Annotated in this window: 21 protein-coding genes and 3 pseudogenes; 7 read left to right on the top strand and 17 right to left on the bottom strand. The window is 54.1% G+C overall.

Features of this window, described 5'->3' with window-relative positions; genetic code table 11:
• Positions 1–595: 595 nt before the first annotated feature.
• Complete coding sequence (locus tag Q1M04_RS08560) at positions 596–1,147, bottom strand: IS3 family transposase (RefSeq protein ID WP_300447298.1); 552 nt, start codon at positions 1,145–1,147, stop codon at positions 596–598.
• A gap of 18 nt (positions 1,148–1,165) precedes the next feature.
• Between Q1M04_RS08560 and Q1M04_RS08565 the strand changes: the two genes are divergently transcribed.
• The 6 genes and pseudogenes from Q1M04_RS08565 to Q1M04_RS08585 all read left to right on the top strand — a co-directional run.
• The gene (locus Q1M04_RS08565; protein WP_300447301.1) at positions 1,166–2,206 is read left to right on the top strand and encodes a hypothetical protein; all 1,041 of its coding nucleotides are present in this window, start codon (positions 1,166–1,168) and stop codon (positions 2,204–2,206) included.
• Positions 2,197–2,478, top strand: a complete 282-nt coding sequence (locus Q1M04_RS08570; RefSeq protein ID WP_300447303.1) for a helix-turn-helix transcriptional regulator — start codon at positions 2,197–2,199, stop codon at positions 2,476–2,478. Before Q1M04_RS08565 ends, Q1M04_RS08570 begins: the two co-directional genes overlap by 10 nt.
• Positions 2,479–2,834: 356 nt before the next feature.
• Positions 2,835–3,194 (top strand): annotated as a pseudogene (locus Q1M04_RS08575) (TnpV protein).
• A 149-nt stretch (positions 3,195–3,343) separates the two neighbouring features.
• A complete protein-coding gene (locus tag Q1M04_RS08580) occupies positions 3,344–3,598 on the top strand; it encodes a hypothetical protein (protein ID WP_366140816.1) in 255 nt (84 codons plus the stop codon).
• Between the two features lie 249 nt (positions 3,599–3,847).
• A pseudogene (locus Q1M04_RS16140) lies at positions 3,848–3,916 on the top strand (topoisomerase DNA-binding C4 zinc finger domain-containing protein); the annotation flags it as partial.
• Positions 3,917–3,931: 15 nt separating this feature from the next.
• A pseudogene (locus Q1M04_RS08585) lies at positions 3,932–4,372 on the top strand (helix-turn-helix transcriptional regulator); the annotation flags it as partial.
• A 234-nt stretch (positions 4,373–4,606) separates the two neighbouring features.
• On the opposite strand, the gene Q1M04_RS08590 reads toward Q1M04_RS08585, so the two are convergent.
• The 15 genes from Q1M04_RS08590 to Q1M04_RS08660 all read right to left on the bottom strand — a co-directional run bounded on the left by Q1M04_RS08590 (position 4,607) and on the right by Q1M04_RS08660 (position 18,918).
• A complete protein-coding gene (locus Q1M04_RS08590) occupies positions 4,607–5,515 on the bottom strand; it encodes an AEC family transporter (protein WP_300447306.1) in 909 nt (302 codons plus the stop codon).
• Between the two features lie 6 nt (positions 5,516–5,521).
• Complete coding sequence (locus tag Q1M04_RS08595; RefSeq protein ID WP_300447309.1) at positions 5,522–6,820, bottom strand: TRAP transporter large permease; 1,299 nt, start codon at positions 6,818–6,820, stop codon at positions 5,522–5,524.
• Complete coding sequence (locus Q1M04_RS08600; RefSeq protein WP_300447312.1) at positions 6,813–7,325, bottom strand: TRAP transporter small permease; 513 nt, start codon at positions 7,323–7,325, stop codon at positions 6,813–6,815. Before Q1M04_RS08600 ends, Q1M04_RS08595 begins: the two co-directional genes overlap by 8 nt.
• 76 nt (positions 7,326–7,401) lie before the next feature.
• On the bottom strand, positions 7,402–8,466 hold the full coding sequence (locus tag Q1M04_RS08605; protein ID WP_300447315.1) for a TRAP transporter substrate-binding protein: 1,065 nt from the start codon (positions 8,464–8,466) through the stop codon (positions 7,402–7,404).
• A gap of 204 nt (positions 8,467–8,670) precedes the next feature.
• The gene (locus Q1M04_RS08610; protein ID WP_300447318.1) at positions 8,671–9,378 is read right to left on the bottom strand and encodes a helix-turn-helix domain-containing protein; all 708 of its coding nucleotides are present in this window, start codon (positions 9,376–9,378) and stop codon (positions 8,671–8,673) included.
• Positions 9,375–10,832 carry a sensor histidine kinase gene (locus Q1M04_RS08615; RefSeq protein WP_300447321.1) on the bottom strand — a complete coding sequence of 486 codons (1,458 nt, stop codon included), beginning with the start codon at positions 10,830–10,832 and terminating at the stop codon, positions 9,375–9,377. The genes Q1M04_RS08610 and Q1M04_RS08615 overlap by 4 nt, the downstream gene beginning before the upstream one ends.
• A 442-nt stretch (positions 10,833–11,274) precedes the next feature.
• Positions 11,275–12,210: a 3-hydroxyacyl-CoA dehydrogenase family protein gene (locus Q1M04_RS08620; RefSeq protein ID WP_300447324.1), complete on the bottom strand. Its 936-nt coding sequence runs from the start codon at positions 12,208–12,210 to the stop codon at positions 11,275–11,277.
• A 179-nt stretch (positions 12,211–12,389) separates the two neighbouring features.
• The gene (locus tag Q1M04_RS16145) at positions 12,390–12,782 is read right to left on the bottom strand and encodes a four-carbon acid sugar kinase family protein (protein ID WP_366140817.1); all 393 of its coding nucleotides are present in this window, start codon (positions 12,780–12,782) and stop codon (positions 12,390–12,392) included.
• A gap of 4 nt (positions 12,783–12,786) precedes the next feature.
• Positions 12,787–12,948, bottom strand: coding sequence for a hypothetical protein (locus Q1M04_RS08625; RefSeq protein ID WP_300447326.1), 162 nt, complete (start codon positions 12,946–12,948; stop codon positions 12,787–12,789).
• A gap of 353 nt (positions 12,949–13,301) precedes the next feature.
• Positions 13,302–14,399 (bottom strand): Ldh family oxidoreductase, encoded by a 1,098-nt coding sequence (locus Q1M04_RS08630; protein WP_300447329.1) that lies wholly within the window; start codon positions 14,397–14,399, stop codon positions 13,302–13,304.
• A gap of 115 nt (positions 14,400–14,514) precedes the next feature.
• A complete protein-coding gene (gene dctP / locus Q1M04_RS16150) occupies positions 14,515–15,447 on the bottom strand; it encodes a TRAP transporter substrate-binding protein DctP (protein WP_366140818.1) in 933 nt (310 codons plus the stop codon).
• 3 nt (positions 15,448–15,450) lie between these two features.
• A complete protein-coding gene (locus Q1M04_RS08645; protein WP_300447331.1) occupies positions 15,451–15,942 on the bottom strand; it encodes a TRAP transporter small permease in 492 nt (163 codons plus the stop codon).
• Between the two features lie 12 nt (positions 15,943–15,954).
• On the bottom strand, positions 15,955–17,094 hold the full coding sequence (locus Q1M04_RS08650) for an amidohydrolase family protein (RefSeq protein WP_300447333.1): 1,140 nt from the start codon (positions 17,092–17,094) through the stop codon (positions 15,955–15,957).
• 46 nt (positions 17,095–17,140) lie between these two features.
• Positions 17,141–18,097: a hydroxyacid dehydrogenase gene (locus Q1M04_RS08655; RefSeq protein WP_300447336.1), complete on the bottom strand. Its 957-nt coding sequence runs from the start codon at positions 18,095–18,097 to the stop codon at positions 17,141–17,143.
• A 26-nt stretch (positions 18,098–18,123) separates the two neighbouring features.
• Positions 18,124–18,918: an HpcH/HpaI aldolase/citrate lyase family protein gene (locus tag Q1M04_RS08660; RefSeq protein ID WP_300447338.1), complete on the bottom strand. Its 795-nt coding sequence runs from the start codon at positions 18,916–18,918 to the stop codon at positions 18,124–18,126.
• A gap of 412 nt (positions 18,919–19,330) precedes the next feature.
• On the opposite strand from Q1M04_RS08660, the gene Q1M04_RS08665 reads away from it, so the two are divergent.
• Positions 19,331–20,305 carry an alpha/beta hydrolase gene (locus tag Q1M04_RS08665; RefSeq protein ID WP_300447342.1) on the top strand — a complete coding sequence of 325 codons (975 nt, stop codon included), beginning with the start codon at positions 19,331–19,333 and terminating at the stop codon, positions 20,303–20,305.
• A 157-nt stretch (positions 20,306–20,462) separates the two neighbouring features.
• Here the strand turns inward: Q1M04_RS08665 and Q1M04_RS08675 are convergent, their stop codons facing one another.
• Positions 20,463–21,830, bottom strand: coding sequence for a recombinase family protein (locus Q1M04_RS08675; RefSeq protein ID WP_300447345.1), 1,368 nt, complete (start codon positions 21,828–21,830; stop codon positions 20,463–20,465).
• Between the last annotated feature and the right edge of the window lie 21 nt (positions 21,831–21,851).

A 21,851-nucleotide genomic window follows, 5' to 3' on the forward strand; every position in this document is an offset into this window, starting at 1 on the left:
CCCGCCCCCTGAAAATCAATCTCGTTTTCAGGGCCTTGCCGCACATTTTTTTGCCTTTGTCAAGGCTTTTTTTCTTTTGGAATTTATTGGTTAACTTAATGGCATTGCTCACCGTGAGACGCATTTCACAGGGGTATTAGGGGGAGTTCCCCCTAACAAGGGTCGTCTGTTTAACAGACGACATACTTGCTGGGACTGCGCCGCAAGCGGTGCCGGTTTAGAGCCTCGTCCGGGCGTGGTTTTCGGATAGGCTTGTTCTTCCTGGAGAAGTCCAGCACAACAGCGGAGCGCAGATCGTCCTCCGTAGACATCTGGTATTTGTTTTCTACGTTCGTATCGAGCTATCCCCTCCGGCCCTGGTGGTCGGTGCGAAGGGATGGATAGATTGATTTGAATAAACTCTGTTTGATTCTTATTAGTCTTATTAGGGTCGGTTTTTGAAACCTCTAGAAGTCGATTTTCTCGACCTCTAGAAGTCGGAATTTCCGACTTGAAGTGTCCCCTTTGTCAAGGACAAAATAAGAAATAGACACCCCAATATTTGGACAGGCAATAAAAAGGACAGCAGGCCGAATGAATCTGAAGTATTTGTCACCTAATCGTCAATAACCGCTTTTACTTCGTCAAAAGAGAGAGCACCTGTTAAGTCAATCAAATCTTTCATATGTCCAAAGAAACTCTCCTGCGGCGCGTTATCCCAGCAATTTCCTTTGCGGGACATAGAGCGGCGAAGATCGTTGCGCTCAACAAGTTCAATAAATTTGCAGCTGGTGTAATGGCAGCTCTGGTCGCTGTGGATCACGGCCTGCGCGTAAAGCGAGACGCCATGCTCCCGTATCAAAATATCGACCGCATCCAGCACAAAGTCAACTTCCAGAGACGGGCTAAGGGCATAGGAGAGTACCTGCTTTGTGTATGCGTCCATGATCACGCACAGGTAGAGGAATGAACCGCCCCAGGAGATATAGGTAATGTCTGTGAGAAGTACGAGCCGGGGGCCATAACTCTCAAATTCACGGTCTAAAAGGTTGGGCGCGTAGTTGTTTGTTTTCATTGCGTTCTTCATTTTTCGGTAGGGATTTGCTCTCCGGATCGGACATTGCAAGCCATATTTCTTCATCAGCCGGCGTATCTTTTTCAGGTTCATAACCACTGGAGGAGTATTGTGGATGAGGCACATATAGATGCCCCGTTCCTGCGGCTTCTGCCCATCACCGCCGCCTACTACAATCAGTACGAAACCGTGAAAGCGGAAATCCTCCGCCGTCTGGAGGACACCGCCGCCCCGGAGGAGGGACGGACCTTCATCGCCGCCTGCCTTGCCGATCAGGTCTGCGGGCTTCCCATTCCCGATGCGGTGGGCATGGAGGACGCGGAGGAACCGGAGTGGGCCCGGTCCCTGCCTCCGGTCAGTTTTCTGCCCTATCAGATTTTTGCCGAGAACACGGAGGTGCTGTACGTCTGCATCTGGTTCCAGCGGGACCGGGTGCTGGCCCTGTTCCAGCAGACGCCCTTCGGACAGAAGCTGATGGAGCAATTCGAGGACGTCCGGGACGCCCAGGCCGCCGAGGCCCTGGCAAAGCAGCTCCTGGACGGCCAGCTCCACCCCAAGGGCTTCCCCATGGAGGCGCTGAAGGTCCTGCCGGAGGCGGTCTATGTCCAGTGGGACTATGCCGTCCGCAGTAAGGACAAGGACCTCCCGCCCCTGTGGAGTACCCCGGTGGAGCTCCACGGGGAGGCGGTCACGGCGGAGAAGCTGGAGGAGCTGCTGACGCTTTTCTCAACGGGCCGGGTGGAGCGGCTGGAGTGGTCCTGGACGTGCGCCTTCCCGGTGGATGAGCCGCCCATGGACTATGAGCCCCGGCGGTCCCTAGTGCTGATGAAAAGCGGCGGTCGGTACATCTGTCTTTACTTCGACGACTTCTGTGCCGAGAGCTACGCCCTCCTGGAAAAGCCGGAGATCTACGGGCAGGACAAGCACGTCCCCCAGGCCGTCCCCTTCCGGCAGAGCCGGTTGTTCCCGAACGTACTCCACCGGAGCTTCTTCACCATCCGGCGGCATCTGGAGGAGATCTTCTCTCAGGTTAGCTGGCCCAACAACGTCAAGCCCATGGCGGGCCGCATCTGGAGCTATGCCGTCAACGTGGACCACGGGCGGGTGAAGTACAATCTGGACAAGCAGCTCCTGCTCTCTTCGTGTACCTGATTCTTCTCGTTGTCAGGGCACTGCGCAAGTATATCAAGGGCAGTCCGGCGAGAGCGGAGGCCAAGGAAGTCCGGGGGACCCTTGGGGAGAGGCTCCGGGAGAACCGGGCCCGGTGCAGGATGTCCCAGGAGTTCGTGGCGGAGGCGGTGGGCGTCAGCCAGCAGGCGGTCAGCAAATGGGAAAACGGCACGTCCGACCCCTCCACGGCGAATCTGATTGCCCTGGCAAAGCTGTATGGCGTATCTGCGGAGGAACTTCTAAAAGAGCTGTAAAGGCGTAAGAGAAGGACGGAGACCCTGAGATGCAGGGCCTCCGTCCTTTTCAGCCGGTCTTTGCTTAAAGGAGCGGGGCTTGACCATGCTCTGGTCCGTTAGTATGATAGTGTCAGAAGATAACAGCGGTGCATACCCCCTGAATATTCAATCGGGATCAGATGCAAAAGGGACTGCAGATTTGAAAAAATGTGTAAGGTTTTCATACGCGTTCCTGTCCTATAGGATGAAGGGATATGCCATAATACCTTGTGACGAGTTCAGTTGTCCACAAAAATTCACGAACAGGGACACGATCAACTGGACTTTTCGCGGAAAAAATAGGATAATAGGATTTGAAAACAAGACGGCTCATTATGGCAGAATTGACTTACATCCGAGTAGGCGACTACTACATCCCCGATCTGATACTTGATGAGGAACCGGAACAGGATGTATTCTATGGCAAGTACGGTGATCTTCGACGTGACTATCTCCGGAAGCATCGACCCAAGTTATGGATGGTGCTGGTAAACAGCGGCTAGCTGGCCGATCACCTAAAGGGTGTCGAGCGGATGGCAGAACAACACATGGACACACTCCTGCCCCAATTCATGATAGCTGCTGGTGTAACAGAGAAATTGAAAGCGCATGACCAGATGGCGTGGGTGGGGCTAATGAATAACTGCAAGGCCAAAGTTGAGGAAATCATTTTTTTGGAACTGATTTACTGTTAATTGCTAAAGCGACCAGTGGGAAAAGTCCGTCTGGTCGCTTTGTTGTATGTGGCGGCACATAGTTACGTCTTCTTATCCTTGCAGTTTTATCGCTTGTGTTCTTGCAAGAATAGAACTATAATGTTTGGTAGAAAAAGGGGGTGATTTCTTTGGCAACCATTCTAATCGTCGAAGATGAAAAGGCCATCTTTAATGCGTCCCTGTTTGTGAAAAAAGGAATCGGTTATGCCATTGCATTGGATAAAATCATCAACACCACTGGAGACAGTGAGCCTTGCTTCCGCCCGCTATCTCCCACCTTGGAGGCTGGGCTTTGTATCGTGTGGAAAAAGTATCAGGTTTTCTCAAAGGCTTCCAAGGAGTTTCTGCGTCTGTTGAAAAGCGAGTGGGAGAACGGGATATAGCTTTTGAATTACAGCCGGGTCAGGATATACGTAGGTAGCAGCGGCAAACCTGCAAATACATGTCAAGCCCTCAAACAAAAAAATCTTGAAGGAATTTGGTAGCCGAAAAAGGGTATAACAAGACAAGCCGGTCAGCGAGGATTTTTTGCGAACCGGCTGAAAGTGCTCGTTGCATTCGGTTAAGCGGCGGTATTTGCCCCGCTGTCCAACGCCGTCAGATGCGCCTTTACCCTGGCATAGCAGAAGCGCAGGAAAAGGTTTTTGGGTTGCTCCAATTATCCAAGATGCAGATACATAGAAAATTTGCCCGATGAATAGCAAGAGGAGTATCAGATGAGTTTAACAATCCAAGAGCGCTTAAAAGACCTGCGTGTAGAGCGTGGCTTGACGCTGGAACAGCTTGCGGAGCAGACAAACCTCTCCAAGTCTGCGTTGGGCAGTTATGAAGCAGACGATTTCAAAGACATCAGCCACTATGCCCTTATCAAGCTGGCAAAGTTTTACGGCGTGACCACCGACTATCTGCTGGGGCTGTCTGAAATGAATCGTCACCCAAACGCTGATCTTGCAGACCTGCGTTTGAGTGACAGAATGATTGACCTGTTGAAAAGCGGGCGGGTGGATAATGCTCCGCTGTGCGAGTTGGCGGCACACCCGGATTTTGTCAAGCTGATGGCAGACCTTGAAATCTATGTAAACGGTGTGGCGGTCAGGCAGGTACAGGGCGCAAATGCCATTGTAGACACCGTAAGCGCAACCATTATGAAACAGCACAAGCGGCTTTAGGTACTTATATGTATAAAATTCACCCAACCGCCCTTTGCCTGCATCGCTTATATAGTCAAGTAAGGTTGAAAAGCGGTAGATTGCAGCTCCTCGACCGGCAGACCTGCCAGTGCGGGGAGCGCATGTTTACCGAGCTGCGGGATCAAACGGACTGGCTGCTTTCAGCGGACCTGACGGTTTCCGCCGCTGAAAAGCATCAGCGCTGCTTTTCGAGTTTATTGACTATAGCTGCAAGAGTATCAGCATGGGAAATGTCAGACACAGGCTGACTGCCAAACTTAGAGAGTTGGCCACACCGTACAGCGAGGGCTTGCAGCCGCATTTTTCGCAAAACACCATTGATACTGATGGTATAGGCGCCAGCATAGCCAGTACCGAGACCTGCCGGATGAGCAGAGGCAGAGGCAGCAGCCAGATCAACACGCACATGGCGAGACTTCCGGCATACCGGAGGACAAGAATTTCTGTGAGCTGTTTCCGGTCCTCCCGCTCTACCTGGAGATCGAAGAGGACGCCGATCATCAGCATCGCCAGGAAGGTATTGGCTCCGCCCACAGTGGCGGCAGTCTGATACACAAATTCCGGCAGGCGGATATTGAGAACTGACAGGAGCATCAGGATCAAATATGTCATGAAGGGAACGGAACGGGCCAGGCGGCCCAGCACAAATCCGGGACGGGCCTGCTCTCCGCCGGCTCTGGCAGCTACCAGGGTGTAGGAGAGTCCGGAGTTGAAGGGGCAGTTTCCTGCGTCAAACATCGATAAGCCGATCAGCGCCTCTGCCGGGAGAAAGCTCTGGGCAAAGGGCAGCACAAAGCAGCCAATGTTATAGCTGGAGGCATTCAGAGCGTAGAGGGCTTGAGTGGGAGCGTCCCGTTTCCGGCTCAGCCAAAGACCCGCGAAGAACATTGCCAGATTGCCGGCAGCCGCAATGAGAATCAGTACCAGGAAACCGGCGTCAAAACGGAAGGTCTTGAAGCTGCCGATCAGAGCTGCCGGAAGAGTCAGATTGATGACGATGCGGGAGAGGACCTTGGCGTCCTCCTGGCGGAAGACGCCGAGGCGTTTCAGGCCATAGCCCGCCAAAATCATAAGGGCCAGGCCCGCGGCCTTGCTGATGATAGCTTCCATCTCCAATCAGCCCATCATCAGGGTCGGCACAAACATGGACAAGGGCTGGAAGAAGGTCACCAGCATCAGCACAAGGATCATCATGGCATAAAAGGGCAGACAGGCCTTGGTGGCCTCCTCAATTTTGATGCGCCCAATGGAGCAGCCCGCAAAGAGGGCGGCGCCTACCGGCGGCGTGCAGAGGCCGATGGCTAGGTTCAGAATCAGCATGGCGCCGAACTGTACCGGGGCCATACCCAGCTGGGTAGCTACGGGGAGAAGAATGGGGGTCAGGATCAAAATCAGTGGCCCCATATCCATGATGCAGCCCAGCACCAGACACATAACGTTGATCAGCAGGAGGATGACTACCTTGTTGTCCGAAATGCCTAACAGCAGATTTGTGACCATGGTGGGGATTTTCAGGTAAGCCAGCAGCCAGCCGAACATAGAGGCGGTGGAGATCAGGGCCATAACCATAGCGATGGTCCGCAAAGATTTGCGGAGGATATTTCCAAACTGCCGCAGGGGAATCTCCCGGTAAACGAAGAAGGTGACGATAAAAGCGTATACCACCGCCACAGCAGCGGATTCAGTGGCGGTGAACCAGCCGAAGATAACGCCGCCCACAATGATGATGCAGGTCATAAGGCCCAGGAGAGCGTCCTTGGTGGCCTTCCAGATTTCTTTGGAAGACATCATACGGCCCTTGGGATAGTTCCGCTTTCGGGCGATGATGGCGGTTATGACCATCAGGGCGATGCCCAGCAGCACGCCGGGAATGAGGCCGCCCATGAAGAGCTGGCCGATGGACACGCCGCCGCCAGCCGCCATGGCGAAGAGGATCATGTTGTGAGAGGGGGGGATCATCACGCCCTGGCAGGAGGAGGTGACGGTGACGGCCACGGAGAAGTCCTTGTCGTAGCCGGAGTCCGTCATCATGGGGATGAGGATGGAGCCGATAGAGGAGGTATCAGCTACGGCGGAGCCGGAGATGCCGCCGAAGAACATGGAGGCCAGGATGTTCACCTGGGCCAAGCCCCCCCGCATCCAGCCCACGAAGGCATTTGCCAACGTGATGAGCCGGCGGGAAATGCCGCCCTGGCCCATGATCTCGCCGGCCAGGATAAAGAATGGGATCGCCAGCAGGGAGAAGGACTGCACGCCGTTGACCATCCGCTGAAAAAGTGTGGCCAGGGGGACGTTCAGATACAGGCTCGTCAGGATGGAGGAGATGGCCAGCGTGAAGGAAATAGGCATACGGATCGCCAGCAGGATTACGAAGGACCCCAGCATAATGGCGATGGCAATGGTGGTATCAGGCATTGTGATCCTCCTTCTCCGGGCTGTTTTCCGGGAAAATCTTTTTGTCCTGCCGTGCCGCCACCAATACCGCGTTCAGCAGTACAAGAACGCCGGACAGGGGCAGAATGATGTACAGCACGGAGCTGGGCAGCTTTGTGGCGGGCATAGTGGAGAGCTTGGTCATATCCATGATAACAGCGCCGAAGTAAATCATCGCTCCGCCAAAAACGGCGATCAGAATGTGGTTGAAGCACTCCAGAACGGTAATGACCTTGCCCGGCAGCTTGGAGGTAAACATCTCAATGCTGATATGAATTTTCTCCAGCACACCGATGGCCATGCCGATAAAGCTGAACCAGACCAGCATCAGCGTGGCGATCTCCTGGGTCCAGGAGAAGCCCTGCTTAAAGATATAGCGCAGGATGACGTCCATAAAGACGATCAGAGTCAAAACCACCATGCAGATGATGGCGAACCATTCCAGCGCCTTAAAAAGCGTACGGCAGATATTCCGCAAAAGGTTCATGGGTGGCCTCCTTCCCCATATTTACATGTTTCATTTAAAACGGGCGGCCGTGAGGCCGCCCTTTATCTGCGTGGAATCAGCCCAGGGCCTGGACGCGCTCCACGATGGCCTGCTGATCGGCGTCCAAGAAGCTGTCGTACATGGGAGCGACGGCATCCTGGAAGGCCTTCAGCTCATCGGGGGTCAGGGTGGTCAGAGTGCAGCCCTTCTCCTCGGCGATCTTGGCGTTCTTGGCCTCGGATTCCTCCCAGGCGTCACGGTGCCAAATCTCCGCCTCCTTGGCGCAGTCAAAGATGATTTGCTGGTCCTCGGCGGACAGCTTGTCCATGGTCTGCTTGGAAGCCAGAATCATGTCGGGCATGTAAGAGTGGCCGTCATAGGTCCAGTAAGGAGCGACCTCCCAGAAGGACATTTCGATATAGGAGGTCATGTTGTTCTCAGCGCCATCCACCACGCTGGTCTGGATGGAGGAGTAGGTGTCGTTGAAGGGCAGGCCCACGCCGGCGGCACCCAGGCTGCTCATCAGAGTCAGCATCAGATCGGACTCGGAGACGCGGATCTTCATACCGGCCATATCGGCGGGGGTGTGGATTTCCCGAATGGAGTTGAAGAAGTTCCGGGAGCCGGGATGGAGGTAAGTGATGCCAACCAGGTTGTTGTTTTTAAAGGTCTCGAAGACCTCCTGGCCGATCTCGCCGTCCAGAACCTCGAAGAGGTGATCGACGCTGGTGTACTCATAGGGCATCTGGAGAGCGTTCATCAAAGGCGCGAATTCGGCGGAGGCGCCGGAGGACACGCGGGTGAAATCCAGGCCGCCAAACTGGCACTGCTCAATGGTGGAGCGCTCGTCGCCCAGCTCGCCGGCGAAATGGCACTCGATGGTGATGCGTCCGCCGGTCTTCTCATTCACCAGGTCGGCGAACATCTGGCAGGCCTGGCTGGTGATGTGCTCGGCGTTGTGGCTGTTGGCCAGCCGCAGGACCACGGATTCGCCGCTGGCACTGCCGCTGTCAGGGGCGGATTCGCCGCCGCTGGCAGCGGGTGTGCTGTCGCCGGCGGAGCCGCCGTTATTGCCGCTGCAGCCGGCGCACAGAGCCAGCAGCATGACAACTGCCAGCAGGGTCACAAGAGACTTTTTCATACTTTTTCTCCTCATTTCTTCGTATTTTGACCCGCAAATGCGGCGTCAAATCTTATATTTTTATTTTACTGAAAAGTAAGGGGGGAGGAAATCGTAAAGTTTTGCGTTTAGACCGTTCATTTTTTTGTAAACTCCAAATTACGTTGACCGATTTTGTGCAAAATCGACAGCGGCAGGCAAAGCCTGCCGCTGAAAATCCTTTTGTCAGGTTTTAGAGGACCTGTAGGCAGAGGGTGTGCAGCCTACCGTTCGCTTGAAGACCTTGGTGAAATAGTTGGAATCGGGGTAGCCCACCGCCCGTCCTATGTCGCTGATGGGCAGCTCTGTGGACAGCAGCCGCTGCTTGGCCCGCTGAATGCGGTAGTCAGTGACAAATTCCAGAAAGGTTTTGCCGGTGGCGGCCTTCACCTGGCGGGAGAAGTAAAAGGGACTCATACCCATGCTGGCCGCCGCGTCCTCCAGGGCGGCGTCCTCTGTATAGTGCCGGCGCACCCAGACGTCCAGCTCCGCCTCAAAGGGAGAAACCTTGTGAGTCCCCTCCGGCGCTACGTTGAAGAACTTTTGCAGCGTTTCCCGCAGGTCTGCCTCGGGAACGGGCTTTAGGAGGTATTCCTCCCCGCCGGAGCGGAGCGCGCCTACGGCGTAGTCGAAGCGGTCGTAAGCGGTGAGAAAGACAATGTGGGTTTCAGGCCGTTGGCGCTTGATGACCGCCGCTGCCTCCACGCCGCTTTTCAGAGGCATTTCGATGTCCATGAAAACCAGGTCCGGCTGGACCTGAGCGGCCTTTGAGACCGCTTCGCTGCCGTCTGCCGCCAGTTCGATCAAAGCGGTTTCTCCTAAGATGTCCCGGAGCCTGCTGGCCAGTGCCTGTCGGCTCTTGGGTTCGTCTTCGACCACCAGGATTTTAATCACGCTTCGCCCTCCTCTTTAATGGTGATGCGTACGGCAGTGCCCAGTCCGGGACGGCTGAATATGTCCAGGCGTCCGCCGCTGAGCTCCATCCGCTCCCGAATATTATCCAGGCCGATAGAGCGGTGCCGGCCGGACTCCGGTCTCATCCGCCGGGGATCGAAGCCGCACCCGTTGTCCGATACCATCACTGTCACTCCCCGGCGGCCCCGGTAGGTACGGATGCGGATCTGCCCGCCGCCCCCCCGAGTCCGCAGCCCGTGAAGGATAGAGTTCTCCACCAGTGGCTGGAGAATGAGCTTCGGCACGACCACGCTGTTCAGGGATGGGTCGGCATGAATTTCCATCGTAATGCGGTCGCCGTATCGGGTTTCCTGAAGCTCCATATAGTCCCGCAAAAGCTGAATCTCCCGGCCTAAAGGCACCAGCTTCTCATCACTTTCCAGGGAGTAGCGGAAGAAGCTGGAAAGACGAAGGATCAGCTCCTCGGACAAGGGGGCTGACTCCTCCCGGGCCAGGGCGGCGATGGTATTCAGGGTATTGAAAAGGAAATGGGGATTGATTTGACTCTGAAGCTGAGCAAAGCGCCGCTCCTGAAGCCGCCGATGCATCCGGGCGGCCTCCACCTCCTTCTCCAGCAGGGATTTTTCCATTTCCGCCTGTTGTTCCAGCGCGTGAATAGTCTTCCGGATTTCTGTCTGCATCAGGTTGAAGGAATGGGCTGTGCGGCCGATTTCGTCGTCGCCATGGACGGCTAGAGGCGGCGCGTCGTAGCAGCCCCGGCTGATTTCATCGGCGGCCCGGCCCAGATCTGTCAGGGGTTTGAGAATGCTGTGGGTAAAAATCAGCAGGGCCAGAGCCATCAGCGCGGTGTCCAGCGCCAGAATCAGGGCGAAGCGCTGGCCGCTGCGGCTGTTGGAGGCGGTAATTTCCCGCCACTGGCCGCCGCCCTGTACCATGCGGCCATGAAGCAAGTCTCTGGAATAGCCGTCAATATAGGCCGCCTGAGAGCGGAGGGATAGGTAAGGCGCGATCATCTCATCCGTCTCCTCAATAGAAAGCAGTACGCTTTGGGACGCTCGGTAGTGCTCCATGGCGTTGCTGATGGCCCGCTTCAGGGCATACTCGCCCTGGCGGTCCGTCCTTTGGTGGGGACGGAGCTCACGCAGAAGCTGGTCTGTCTCCTGGATCGCGGCCAGATAGTCCTCTCGGGCCTCGGGAGGCTGTATTTGCCGGACAAAAGCCTCCAAACAGACATTTTCCGCAGAAAATGCGTCCATGAAGCCGGTAATGTCCATGTATTCCTCCATGATGATGGCGGATTGACCGCTGAAGCTGTGAAGCTGTATCATCACCATAGCTACCAGGGTCCAAAGGGCGGCCAGGACGGCTCCTGCCAAAAGAATAACCTTGGACCGGATGGAAATTGTATACCATTTTTGGCGTAATTTATTCATAAAACTCCTGTGAAATAAAGCGGGGCGCCGCTTAGAGCCTGTTCTGAAAGAAGCCTCAGGCGGCTGGGCGAAAAACTTTCATGCGTTTTTTACATGCATTATTTTATTTAATATAATACTTTTGGTCTTTCACATACAACACACCCGCAGGGTGAAAACCCTGCGGGTGTCAGGATTCACCATGCCCAAACCGTGAGCGAGCCGCCGCATTCTGCTCTTATCCGCCAATCCAGCAAGTAAAAACTAATTTACAAACTATATTTTGCAAAATTGGGGCCGCTGTCCGCAACGGCAGCCGCAAGGTATGGCATATCACGCCTGACTCTTCCGTTCGGAAATAATATTCTTTTCTCGGACTGGCAACACAGGCTGCCTGTGTTATGTTGCGGAGCCGCTAAATATAGCATCCAAAGAATCTGGAGTTAGAAGTGAAGGCAGACATTTACTCTCCGGGCATACACCATTCCCGGATGCCCTCAAAATAGGGCCGCTGCTTCCGGTAACGGAAATCATCCGCATCCTTACCAGACCAATCATAAAAACCGCCTCCGGACGCCTGGCCTGTTTTGCGGCTAGCCAGGCCCTGTAATACCAAAGACTGAATGTCCTTTGTATCACACAGGTCGGGGTAAACATTTTCCGCGATTCTCTTTTCCAAATCAAAGCCTACCGCATCAAAATACTCCATCAGTCCGATGGAACTATAGCGCATCCCCATGGCGTATTTAACCGCCGTGTCAATATCGGCCGCCGTGGTAATCCCCTCTTCTATCAGATAAATAGCCTCCCGGAAGAGCGCCTGTGCAAAGCGATTCACTAAAAAGCCCGGAACACTACGGTTCATCAGGACAACCTTGCGGTGCAGCCGCTTCAGCAAGGCGATCGTACGTTGTAAGGTTTCATCGGAGGTTTTATTGTGCCGGACGACCTCTACCAGAGGCAGCATATGTACCGGCTGAAAAGGGTGTGCGATCAGCAGACGTTCCGGATACTTCATCATCGCGGCCAGTTCCTCCGCATCGATGGAAGAAGTGCAAGACGCAATAATCGCGTTATTGGCGGCATAGCGTCCGATGGTCCGAAATACCTGGCATTTTTGTTCTCGGTCCTCGCTGACAGCCTCAAACACAAAACTGCTGCCCGTCAGCAGGGAGGCGTCGTTCGTAATGGTCAATGCCGCCATGGCCGCGCGCTTATTTTTTTCGGAAGCAAGGCCCTCTCTGATAAGATCATCCCAGTTCTGGGAGACAGCAGCCCGGCAGCGCGCAAGACCTTCTTCAGAATGGCCAATCACCGTACATGGGAGCCCGTTGCCGATCACAAGCGTCGCCTGACACGCACCGATTGTCCCCGCTCCATATACCGCAATTCTTTCCATATCGAAACGCTCCTTTTTCCACTGTATGTGTGCTAATTTTCAGTTAACGAGTCAAAGCCGTCAAGAAAAAGTCCTCGTCTCCGAAATTTCTGCACCCCCTGTCATTAGGTTAGACAAGATTTTTTGAACCTGTCTAACCTGATTTTTTTATATCACCAGCGGGGAAGGAGGCGAAAAAGTTATGGCATTGACCCTAAACGACAGAAAAGTGATAGCAAAACGCTGGGCAGACGGGAACAGCGCCGTGTCGATTGCGAAGGGCCCGGGCTGCGCCCCCCGGCACGATCTGCGCAGAACTGACACGGGGCCACACCGGGGAGCTTGACCTGAACTCCCGTCCCAAGTACGACCCGGAGCAGGGGCAAGCAGTATATCAGGCCAGCCTTCGGAAGCGGGGAAGCCGGGGCCGACGCTGCAAAAGACCTGGGACGAAAGGAGCGAACGAAGGATGACCAACTTTCCCGTTCAGAAGGATTGATTGTTCGCAGGCCCGCCTTTCTCAGGAAAGAAGCCGCGTCACTGCCGCCGGTAAAATCGTCTGCGATGCAGCCAATGAAAAGAGAATCCAACATATCGTTACCCCTCCGCCAGCCGCAGCATGTTCAGCGTTTCCGCCCCCTGCCGCAGCAAATCCTCCGCGGGTGCTTCAATACTCATGGTGCCCTTGTAGCCGGCCGTAACTTTTAAGAAGGTCCGGCATTGGGCGTCAGCCTGCCGGTAATCAAATCCGGGAGACATCCTGCGGGCGTCCGGCGCGCCAACACCGATCATCCGCACGCCCAAAGCTGCCGCGCGGGTACAAAGACCCTCGGCATATAGTCGGGCAGCCTCCGCGTCAAACCCCTCGCCCACAATCACGGGGATTCCACTGCAATAGCTGTTGTGCGCCAGATATGGAATCCTCCTGTCACAGACAGTCCGGCAGGTCTACTGAAACTCCGGCTCTGTCATGGCGGAGAGCTCAATACCGGAAAATTCCACAAAATCAAAGCCGACCCGCTCTGCCTATCCATAAGCCTTCACTGGGATACAACATCCAAACAGCATAGGTGCCCTCCTGTTATCCGCCGATTTATTCTGCGAAAGTCCGGCTAAGATACTAGGCTTCCGTCCTTTTTTACTCCTCGGGTCTCGCGCAGCCAGGACTGAACACCATAGTCCTCTCTTAGCTGCTTCAGCGTTTTCATTGTACTGATCGGAACGGGGATCCCCTCTTTCCGGCGTTTTTTCTCCTGAAGCGCCTCCAGCTCGCCGGGGAAGATTAAGGGGGATACGCCGTTCGCCATGGGAATGCCTTGAATAAAATGGTGATAATATTCCATGCGCTTCCCCATTTCCTCCGGGGAAATCCAGGCGGAAATATCCATGGCGACCATAAAGTGCCCGGTCAGACTGGGAATGTCCGGATCATGATACATGCTCCGCATCTGATCCGCAAACAAACCGCCTGTAATGACGCCGCTTAAAATATCCACCGCATAGGCCAGTCCAAGGCCCTTATAGCCGCCGATTGGCAGCAGGAAGCCCTCCAGGGCCTTCCGGGGGTCGTCCGTCGGCCCTCCATCCTTGTCAACCCCCCAGCCAAAGGGAATCTTCTCTCCCTTTGCCGCCGCCAAGTGCAGTTTCCCACCGGCTACTACCGACATGGACATATCCAGAGAAAAGGGGAACTCGCAATACGTCGGCACCGCTATGCTGAAAGGGTTGTTTCCCACCACAGCGCATTTAGCTCCGGGAGCGGCGATCAAGGGCCTGACATTCGTCATGGCAATTCCCACCATTCCCTGCTTGACAGCCAGCTGGCTGTATAATGCCGCTGCGCCAAAATGGTTGCTGTTGGTTACGCCGGACACACCGACACCATGGATGCGGGCGTCTTCTATAGCCTGCTCCATGGCCACCCGGCCGGCTACGGCGCCGGCCGCTCCATCCGCGTCGAGCAGCGTCATCGCCGGGGCTTTCCGGATAGTCCGGATCTCCGCCCGACGGTTAATCGCGTCGATTCGGATCCGGTCGAAATAAGCCGGTACTCTAATGATACCATGGGAGTCAATCCCCCACAAGTTGGCCTGCACGATGGTTTCCGCGTACCACTCAGCCTCCTGAAGGCGCATGCCGCCCGCTGCAAAGAGCTCCCCTACAAAGACGCGGAGACTCTCAGAATCAATGTATCGTACTGCTTCACTCACAGGATGGTCCTCCATTCATAGAAAATAGCGGTAAAAACGCGAGCCTGTTTTCCGGCGGTTCACAGGCTCGCATTCTTATCAAAGAGAGTGCACGATTTTTACAAATGCCTACCCGTTATCTGGCAGCGTCACGCGCCGCAGCGTAGGCATTGAAGAACTCTTCGCCCACATCCTGCTTGATGAGTTCTGTCGCAGGTGCCACACGCTCACGCATCTCCGCCAGCAGTTCGGGTGTGACCTGAGAAACTTCCACACCGTGATCCTTAATCTCCTGGAGGCGGTCCGCCATCATGCTGTCAGTGGTCTCACGGGTCTTCTGGGTGGCAATTTCAGAGCAGTCATCGATCAAGGCCTGGATCTCGGCAGGCAGACCCTGATACACCTTTTCGCTCATGAACAGCGCCGCGGGCTGGGCAATATGATTGGTCTCCAGCATGTAGTCCTGCACCTCGTACAGCTTGGAGCTGCAAATGGAGAAATAAGGCTGTTCCACACCGTCGATCATTTTCTGCTGCAGTCCAACATAGACCTCGCCCCAATCCATCGGGGTAGGCGCCGCGCCGAGAGCCTCCCAAGCGGCAATACTGGGCGGGATAATCACTCCCAAGCCGCCGGCGATGGCTACCAGCGCAACGGTAAATTTCTTATCATACCCCAGCCTGGTCAGCAGTGGAATGGTCATGCTACCAACCGCCGCTGTGGTCGCGGGCGCCGAGCCGGAGATCGCACCGTAAAATAGGCAGGTCGCAACCACCGCACAGGGATATCCCGCTGTTTTATTTCCAATAAAATATGCAAAAAAGTTGAATAGTTTTTCCGAAATTCCTCCCCTTGCCATAATGATGCCTGCAAGGACAAACAACGGAATCGCCAAGAGGGTAAAGCTGTTGAGCCCGTTGGCCATCGTGCGCACAGCCATCATAGCATCCACAGGAAAAGAATCGGACACAAGATTTGGCAGGATCGTCATGAACCCAAAGCAGCCCGCAATGGGCAGACCAAAAAACAGCACCGCAAAAAAGATCAGGAAAAAAGCGCCGACGGACACAAATCATCCCTCCTTCTTTTCAATATTCCTGTAGAAATGTGTGCGTAACAAGCATTGAATAAAGCGAATCACACCAAGCGCAATCCCTACCATGGGACCCACATACAGCCAATACTGAGAGATTAGCAGCCCCGGAAGCAAGCTGCCTCCACGATAGGTTTCCACGGTCAGCTGATAAGCGCCTTTCAAAAGCCAGAGCAGCAGCAGAATCATAAAAAGGGTTGTCGCATTCAAAATTATTCGTCTTATCGGAAGAGGCATGAGGTTCAGGACGGTGTCAAGGCAAATCGTCGTCCCTTTACGTGCGCAGAAACCTATGCTGAAGAACCCGGACCACACCAGAAGCATTCTGCAGAGTTCCTCGGACCAGGTCAGCGGATTATTCACAAAATACCGCATGATTACCTGCAGAATAACCAGTGCCGTCAGCGCTGTCAGCATCATCGACAGGAGGAATCCTTCAAAATTTTCCTCCCACCATTTCAATTTTTTCATGCGCTCACCTCCTTAGAAATCATTTGCCCTAAACGCAGGCATGCCCCCGATCAAAGTCATCTGCGGGACCAGGATTTCCTCACCGTACATCTGCGTGCTGGGGTCTTTCACAGAGTCCCAATAAACCTGCGGTTTTTTCAGAAGCTTCATAATGGCAATATCCGCAACAGCGCCCTCGGCCAGAGTCCCGATCCGTTCTTGAATCCCCAATCGTTTTGCCGGATTCTCCGTCACACAGCGAACCACCTGTTCCAGCTCCAAGCCCAACGTCAGATACTTAGACATCACAAAGGGGAGATTTTTCGCATATAGCTCCAATCCATAGGAGTTGGAAGCGTTATCCGCGCTGATAATATCCGGGAAGAATCCGTCTTTGATGGCCGCGACGGCAGTTGAAAACGCAAAGTTTCCTGTGCCATTCGCCGCGTCAAACAGCACTCCGCGTTCTCTCGCGCTGCGTACAGCCTCATAAACATGGCCGTTCTTATCGATGATCGTAGACCCCTTTCCCTGATAGCAGTGACAATACACATCGCCGGGGCGCAGCAGATCAGCGATTTCGCTTGCCGTTGCCGGAGGATTCGTCGTATGAACCGTTATCGGACACCCGCATTCTTCCGCGACTTCGATCGCTTCTCTCAGATAACGCACGCCGGTTTCGCCGGTAACTTCCTTTTGAAAGCGAAGTTTGATTCCAAGGACCTCCCCCGGATAGCGCTCCAGGATGCTCCGGATTTTTTCCGGTTTGACGCTGGCTCTCTCGTAATTTTCCACATATCCAAGTTCGATTTGACCGGAGTTGTTATAAGCGACCAGCGCCTTCACGCGGACCATGCTGTTTACCACCGTGGTGTTATGAAAGGCCGCATAGTTGGACCAGCCGGCGGTCCCCGCATCAATTACTGTAGTTACGCCGGTCGCTGCCTGTAAATCGGGCGGGACGCCCAATCCGCTGCCGGGGTAATACGCATGCGCGTGTGCATCAATGAATCCTGGGAACACATAGCATCCTGCCGCATCCACAACATGCTCTGCTTGTACTTCTCCGTCCGTTTTTACAATCCTTCCGTTATGAACGCCGATGTCACGGATTCCGTTCTCCCCGGATGCAGGATCCATCACGTGGCCGCCTTTGATTAAAAAATCAAGCATTTGCCTTACCTCTCATCCCTAGTTTTCCCCGGTCCCCGGCACCGTCTCATCCGTTCTTCGAAAAAAGTTCCCTGTTGCAAAGATACTGCGGCGTTCGGCCCTCCAGACAATCGATAATCCCCATCGCGCTATCCATAGCCATTGATAGCAACGCCTTATCCGTCAGCGCCGCATTGTGGGGAGACACGATGACGTTATCCATGGCAAGCAACGGATTATCTGCCGCGGGAGGTTCGTTCTCAAATACATCTAGTCCTGCCCCCGCAATCCATCCGGCCTTCAGCGCCGCAATCAGTGCGTCTTCATCCGCCACGGCACCCCGGGCCGCATTAATAAAATACGCCGTTTTTTTCATGGCCCCGAACTCCTTTTCCCCAACAAGATGATACGTGTCCTTCGTCAGCGATGTATGTACAACCACAAAATCAGAGGTTCTATAGACCTCCTCCGCACTTGTCATACGAACCGGAAGGTCTTTCACATCCTCCTGCAATACAAAAGGATCATAGGCGATGACGTTCATCTCAAGTCCACAGACCTTCTTGACAACCAGGCGGGAAATTTTTCCCATACCAATTATGCCAAGCGTTGCGCCTTTCAACTCGGTCAACTGATATGTGTCCCGCTTAAAAAAACCATCTTTCCGGGTCAGGCGGTCCATCAATACGGTCCGCTTGCTGAGCGAAAGCAAAAACATGACAATATGCTCCGCGACTGCGTTAGAATTGGACCACGGAGTATTGACAACAGCAATGCCCCGTCTGGTCGCCTCTTCAACATCAATTTTGTCCAATCCCATGCCATGTTTTGCGATTACCCGCAATTGCGGATTTTTCGCCATATCCTCGGCCGTTACATGCGCCATCCGAATCAAAATACCCACACAGCCGGCAAGCTCCGCCGCTACATGGTCAGGGCCGCTCCCCTGCACCACTTCAAAGTGCTTACGCAACAAATCCATAGCGGGGGCGGCAATTTCCTCGGTCACAAGCACCCGTTCCACCGTTCTTCTCACCTCTCCCTTTATCGTTATCGTTCCGGAAACATTCTCTGGAACTGCTCCACATTCTTTCTGGCGGCGGCTCCCAACATACCGCCGTCGGCAAAGGGAATAACCAAAGAATAGCCCTGGTCAAATTTCTTTTTTGCCGCGTCCATGCCGTTTGCGACCGACGCCAGGAACTTTCCGGATTTTAAAACGGCAGTCTCCACCTTTTCGATAGCTGCCCGAACCTCTTCGGCCGAGGGATCGCAGAAGTATCCCATGGAGGTTGCTAAATCCATGGGACCGATAAAGATGCCATCCAGTCCGTCCACCTGTACAATCTCCTCAATGTTGTTCACCGCTTCCATAGTCTCCACCGCCGTCATAACCAGAATTTCTTCATTGGCGCGGAGCATGTAATTCATGCTGTTCATATTCCAGCCCGGCGCTCTGGGACTGGGCGCCACCCCCCAAACACCTATTGTCGGATACTTACAGGCGGCCACAGCGCTTTCGGCCTCCTCTTTGGAATTGACGTAGGGAACTAGCACCCCGTAAGCGCCCGCATCCAAAATGCGCTTGATGACCACCATATCGTTCCACGGCACCCGAACCAGCGGCACGCCGTCAAACCGCCCCAGCGCCCGCATTTGATCAATCAGACTCAAAATATCATTGGGGCCGTGTTCCATATCAATCATCAGCGCATCCACGCCGGCCTTTGCAAAAATCTCCGCTGCAAAGGGGCTCGCAATCTGCAGCCAAGCACCCAGTACCTTTTTCTGATTTTGAAGCAGATGCTTGACCGGATTGTGAAATGTTTCATCCAAACGCAGCATACTCCAAAGCTCCTCTCCGAATCCGTGTCTGTATGATGGGATTCCCACTCAAATCGGATATGTTGAATAATTTAATACAAATTACTTCTCATTTTGCCTTTTTTGAAAATTTGATGGAAGCGTCTGCCGAAAAAAGCAAAATACTATTCAAATCATCCCTCCTATGTTTCCTCAATTTTATCAACTCTGTCATTTCTTTACGCAAATTATAGCGAACCAAAGTGTTTTTGTCTTTAGCACAGGTTAGGATCTTTTTGCACAATATTATTTATCCAGATAATTTCTATTGATTTTATTATTATATTGTGGAAGAAACAAATACAATGGGATTTTCAAAGCCTATTTTTACTATGGAGCAGGCATACCTTGTATCGGACAAATATGAAACTACCGTAACAAAGGAGTATATATCATGAACGAGAAACTGACTTTGACCCAGGAGTGGGATAAGACCTTCCCCAAGAGCGGCAAGGTGGATCACAGCAAGGTGACATTCCGCAACCGCTACGGCATCACGCTGGCCGCTGACCTTTACGTTCCCAAGGGTGCGTCCGGCAAGCTGCCTGCCATCGCCGTCTGCGGCCCCTTCGGCGCGGTGAAGGAACAGTCCTCCGGCCTGTATGCCCAGACTATGGCGGAGCGGGGCTTCCTCACGATTGCTTTCGACCCTTCCTTCACCGGCGAGAGCGGCGGCGCTCCCCGCTATATGGCCTCCCCGGACATCAACACGGAGGACTTCCAGGCGGCGGTGGACTACCTCTCCCTCCGGGACGATGTGGACCGGTCGAAGATCGGGATTATCGGCATCTGCGGCTGGGGCGGTCTGGCGCTGAACGTGGCCGCGCTGGATACCCGGATCAAGGCCACGGTTGCCTCCACCATGTACGACATGAGCCGAGTGAATGCCAACGGCTACTTTGATTCCGAGGACAGCGAGGAAGCCCGTTATGCCAAGCGCAAGGCTTTGAACGCCCAGCGGCTGACTGACTACAAAAGCGGCGAGTACGCCCTGGGCGGCGGTGTATCTGATCCCATGCCGGAGGACGCCCCCTTCTACTTCAAGGACTACTTCGACTACTACAAGACCCCGCGCGGCTATCATCCCCGGTCCCTCAACTCCAACGGCGGCTGGAACGTCATCGGCTGTATGTCCTTTATGAATCAGCCCATCCTGGCCTATGCCCATGAGATTCGCAGCGCCGTCCTGGTCATGCACGGCGAGAAGGCCCACTCCTGCTATTTCGGCAAGGACGCTTTCGCCAAGCTGACGGGGGACAACAAGGAGCTGCTGCTCATCCCGGATGCCGTCCACACGGACCTTTACGACCGGATGGACATTATCCCCTTCGACAAGCTGGTTGACTTCTTCCAGAAGAATCTGAAATAGGAGATACCGGCGTGGTAAAGCAGACTGCGGGCAGGGATGTCCTGAATGATTTTGCCCCTAAGTTTGCGGAACTGAACGATGACGTGCTGTTTGGCGAGGTATAGTTGCAAGAGGACAAACTATTTTTTACAAGGGCATAATGCCAAGTGAAAAGGTTTTAGATTTTCCAGTGGATTGTAACACTCTCACTGGTAGCGTCAATCTGTGATATGAGTATATCAACCACCTTGCGCTTATCGTCAAAGCTCACGGACTCCCAGTCATCGAGATAGCCCGTAATGCTGTCAATCTGTGAAGCGGAAACAGAATTAGCGGTGAGGTCTGCGACCAGCCGGAGCTGTTTCTGCCGTTCCGCATCCAGTTCCTCAATACGTGTATTTGCGTATTGCAGGAGAAGCGGATTAGCGCCGGACAAAGTGTCCAGAAGTTTCTCGATCTCGCTTTCCGTCTTTGCCAGGGCAACACGGGCGGCGGTCAGCTTCGGATTGTAGCTTTGTTCCTTACCGCCTTTCAGCGTGTGGAATTTTCGCATCTTCTTAACCATCTCGCCGTAGACAAACGCCTCCATGTTTTGCGCGGTCAGCGTACCGGCACCCTCGCAGCTCTTATTGTCTGCCCGTTGCTTGCACCGCAAATAGGTAACACCGTTTCTGGCGTTCAAACTTGCCAGGGCATAACCACAGCGCCCGCACTTGATTTTCCCGGCCAGCCATGTGTTATGGCATTTCCGGCCATTCTGGAATGTCGTGTTTTGTGAGAGCTTGCGCTGAACAGTCAGCCAGAGCTGGGAGGGGATGCGCCCCTGGTGGGGAGCAATCACGAGGATCGGCTCCTCGCCCTCGCGCCCTTGATAGAGATAACAGCTATTGTCCCCTGTGAACATTTCCGGGGGACTTTCGATTTTTACGCCCTGGGCCTTGAAGTATTCGTAGATGTCCATATCGGCCTGGACGTAGACAGGGTTTCTCAGCAGTTGAGCAATAAACCCGCGCTTTAGGGACTTGTCATAAACCTTGATGTCGTTCTCGGCAAAGTACCGGGATATGTCGCCGTAGGAATTGCCCGGCTCCGCATACATTTGATACATCAGCTCGGCAAAATCCATTTCCGCATTTTCTACCAGCTTCTTTGTCTTGATCCCGTCCATGACGATGGGCTCGGTATCAAAACCGTATGGCGTCCGCCCCCGCATATAGTAGCCTTTGGTACACCGGGAATAGAAAGCGTCCTGCACACGCATCTGGATGCTTTCGCGTTCAAGCTGGGCAAAGACAATGCAGATATTGAGCATCGCCCGGCCCATTGGTGTGGAAGTGTCAAACTTTTCTGTGCAGGACACAAACTCCACATCGTACTGCTTGAACAGTTCCATGAGCTTTGCGAAGTCCACGATGGAACGGCTAATCCGATCCAGCTTGTAGACGATCACCCGCTTAATCAGGCCCAGCCGGATGTCCTGCAGAAGCCGCTGGAAGTCGGGGCGCTCAATGTTCTTGCCAGAGTAGCCCTTGTCCGCTGATGTCAAGCACGGAACAAAAGAAAGGTG

Origin of the sequence: uncultured Oscillibacter sp. (assembly GCF_950073225.1) — a bacterium.
Taxonomy (GTDB): Bacteria; Bacillota; Clostridia; order Oscillospirales; family Oscillospiraceae; genus Oscillibacter.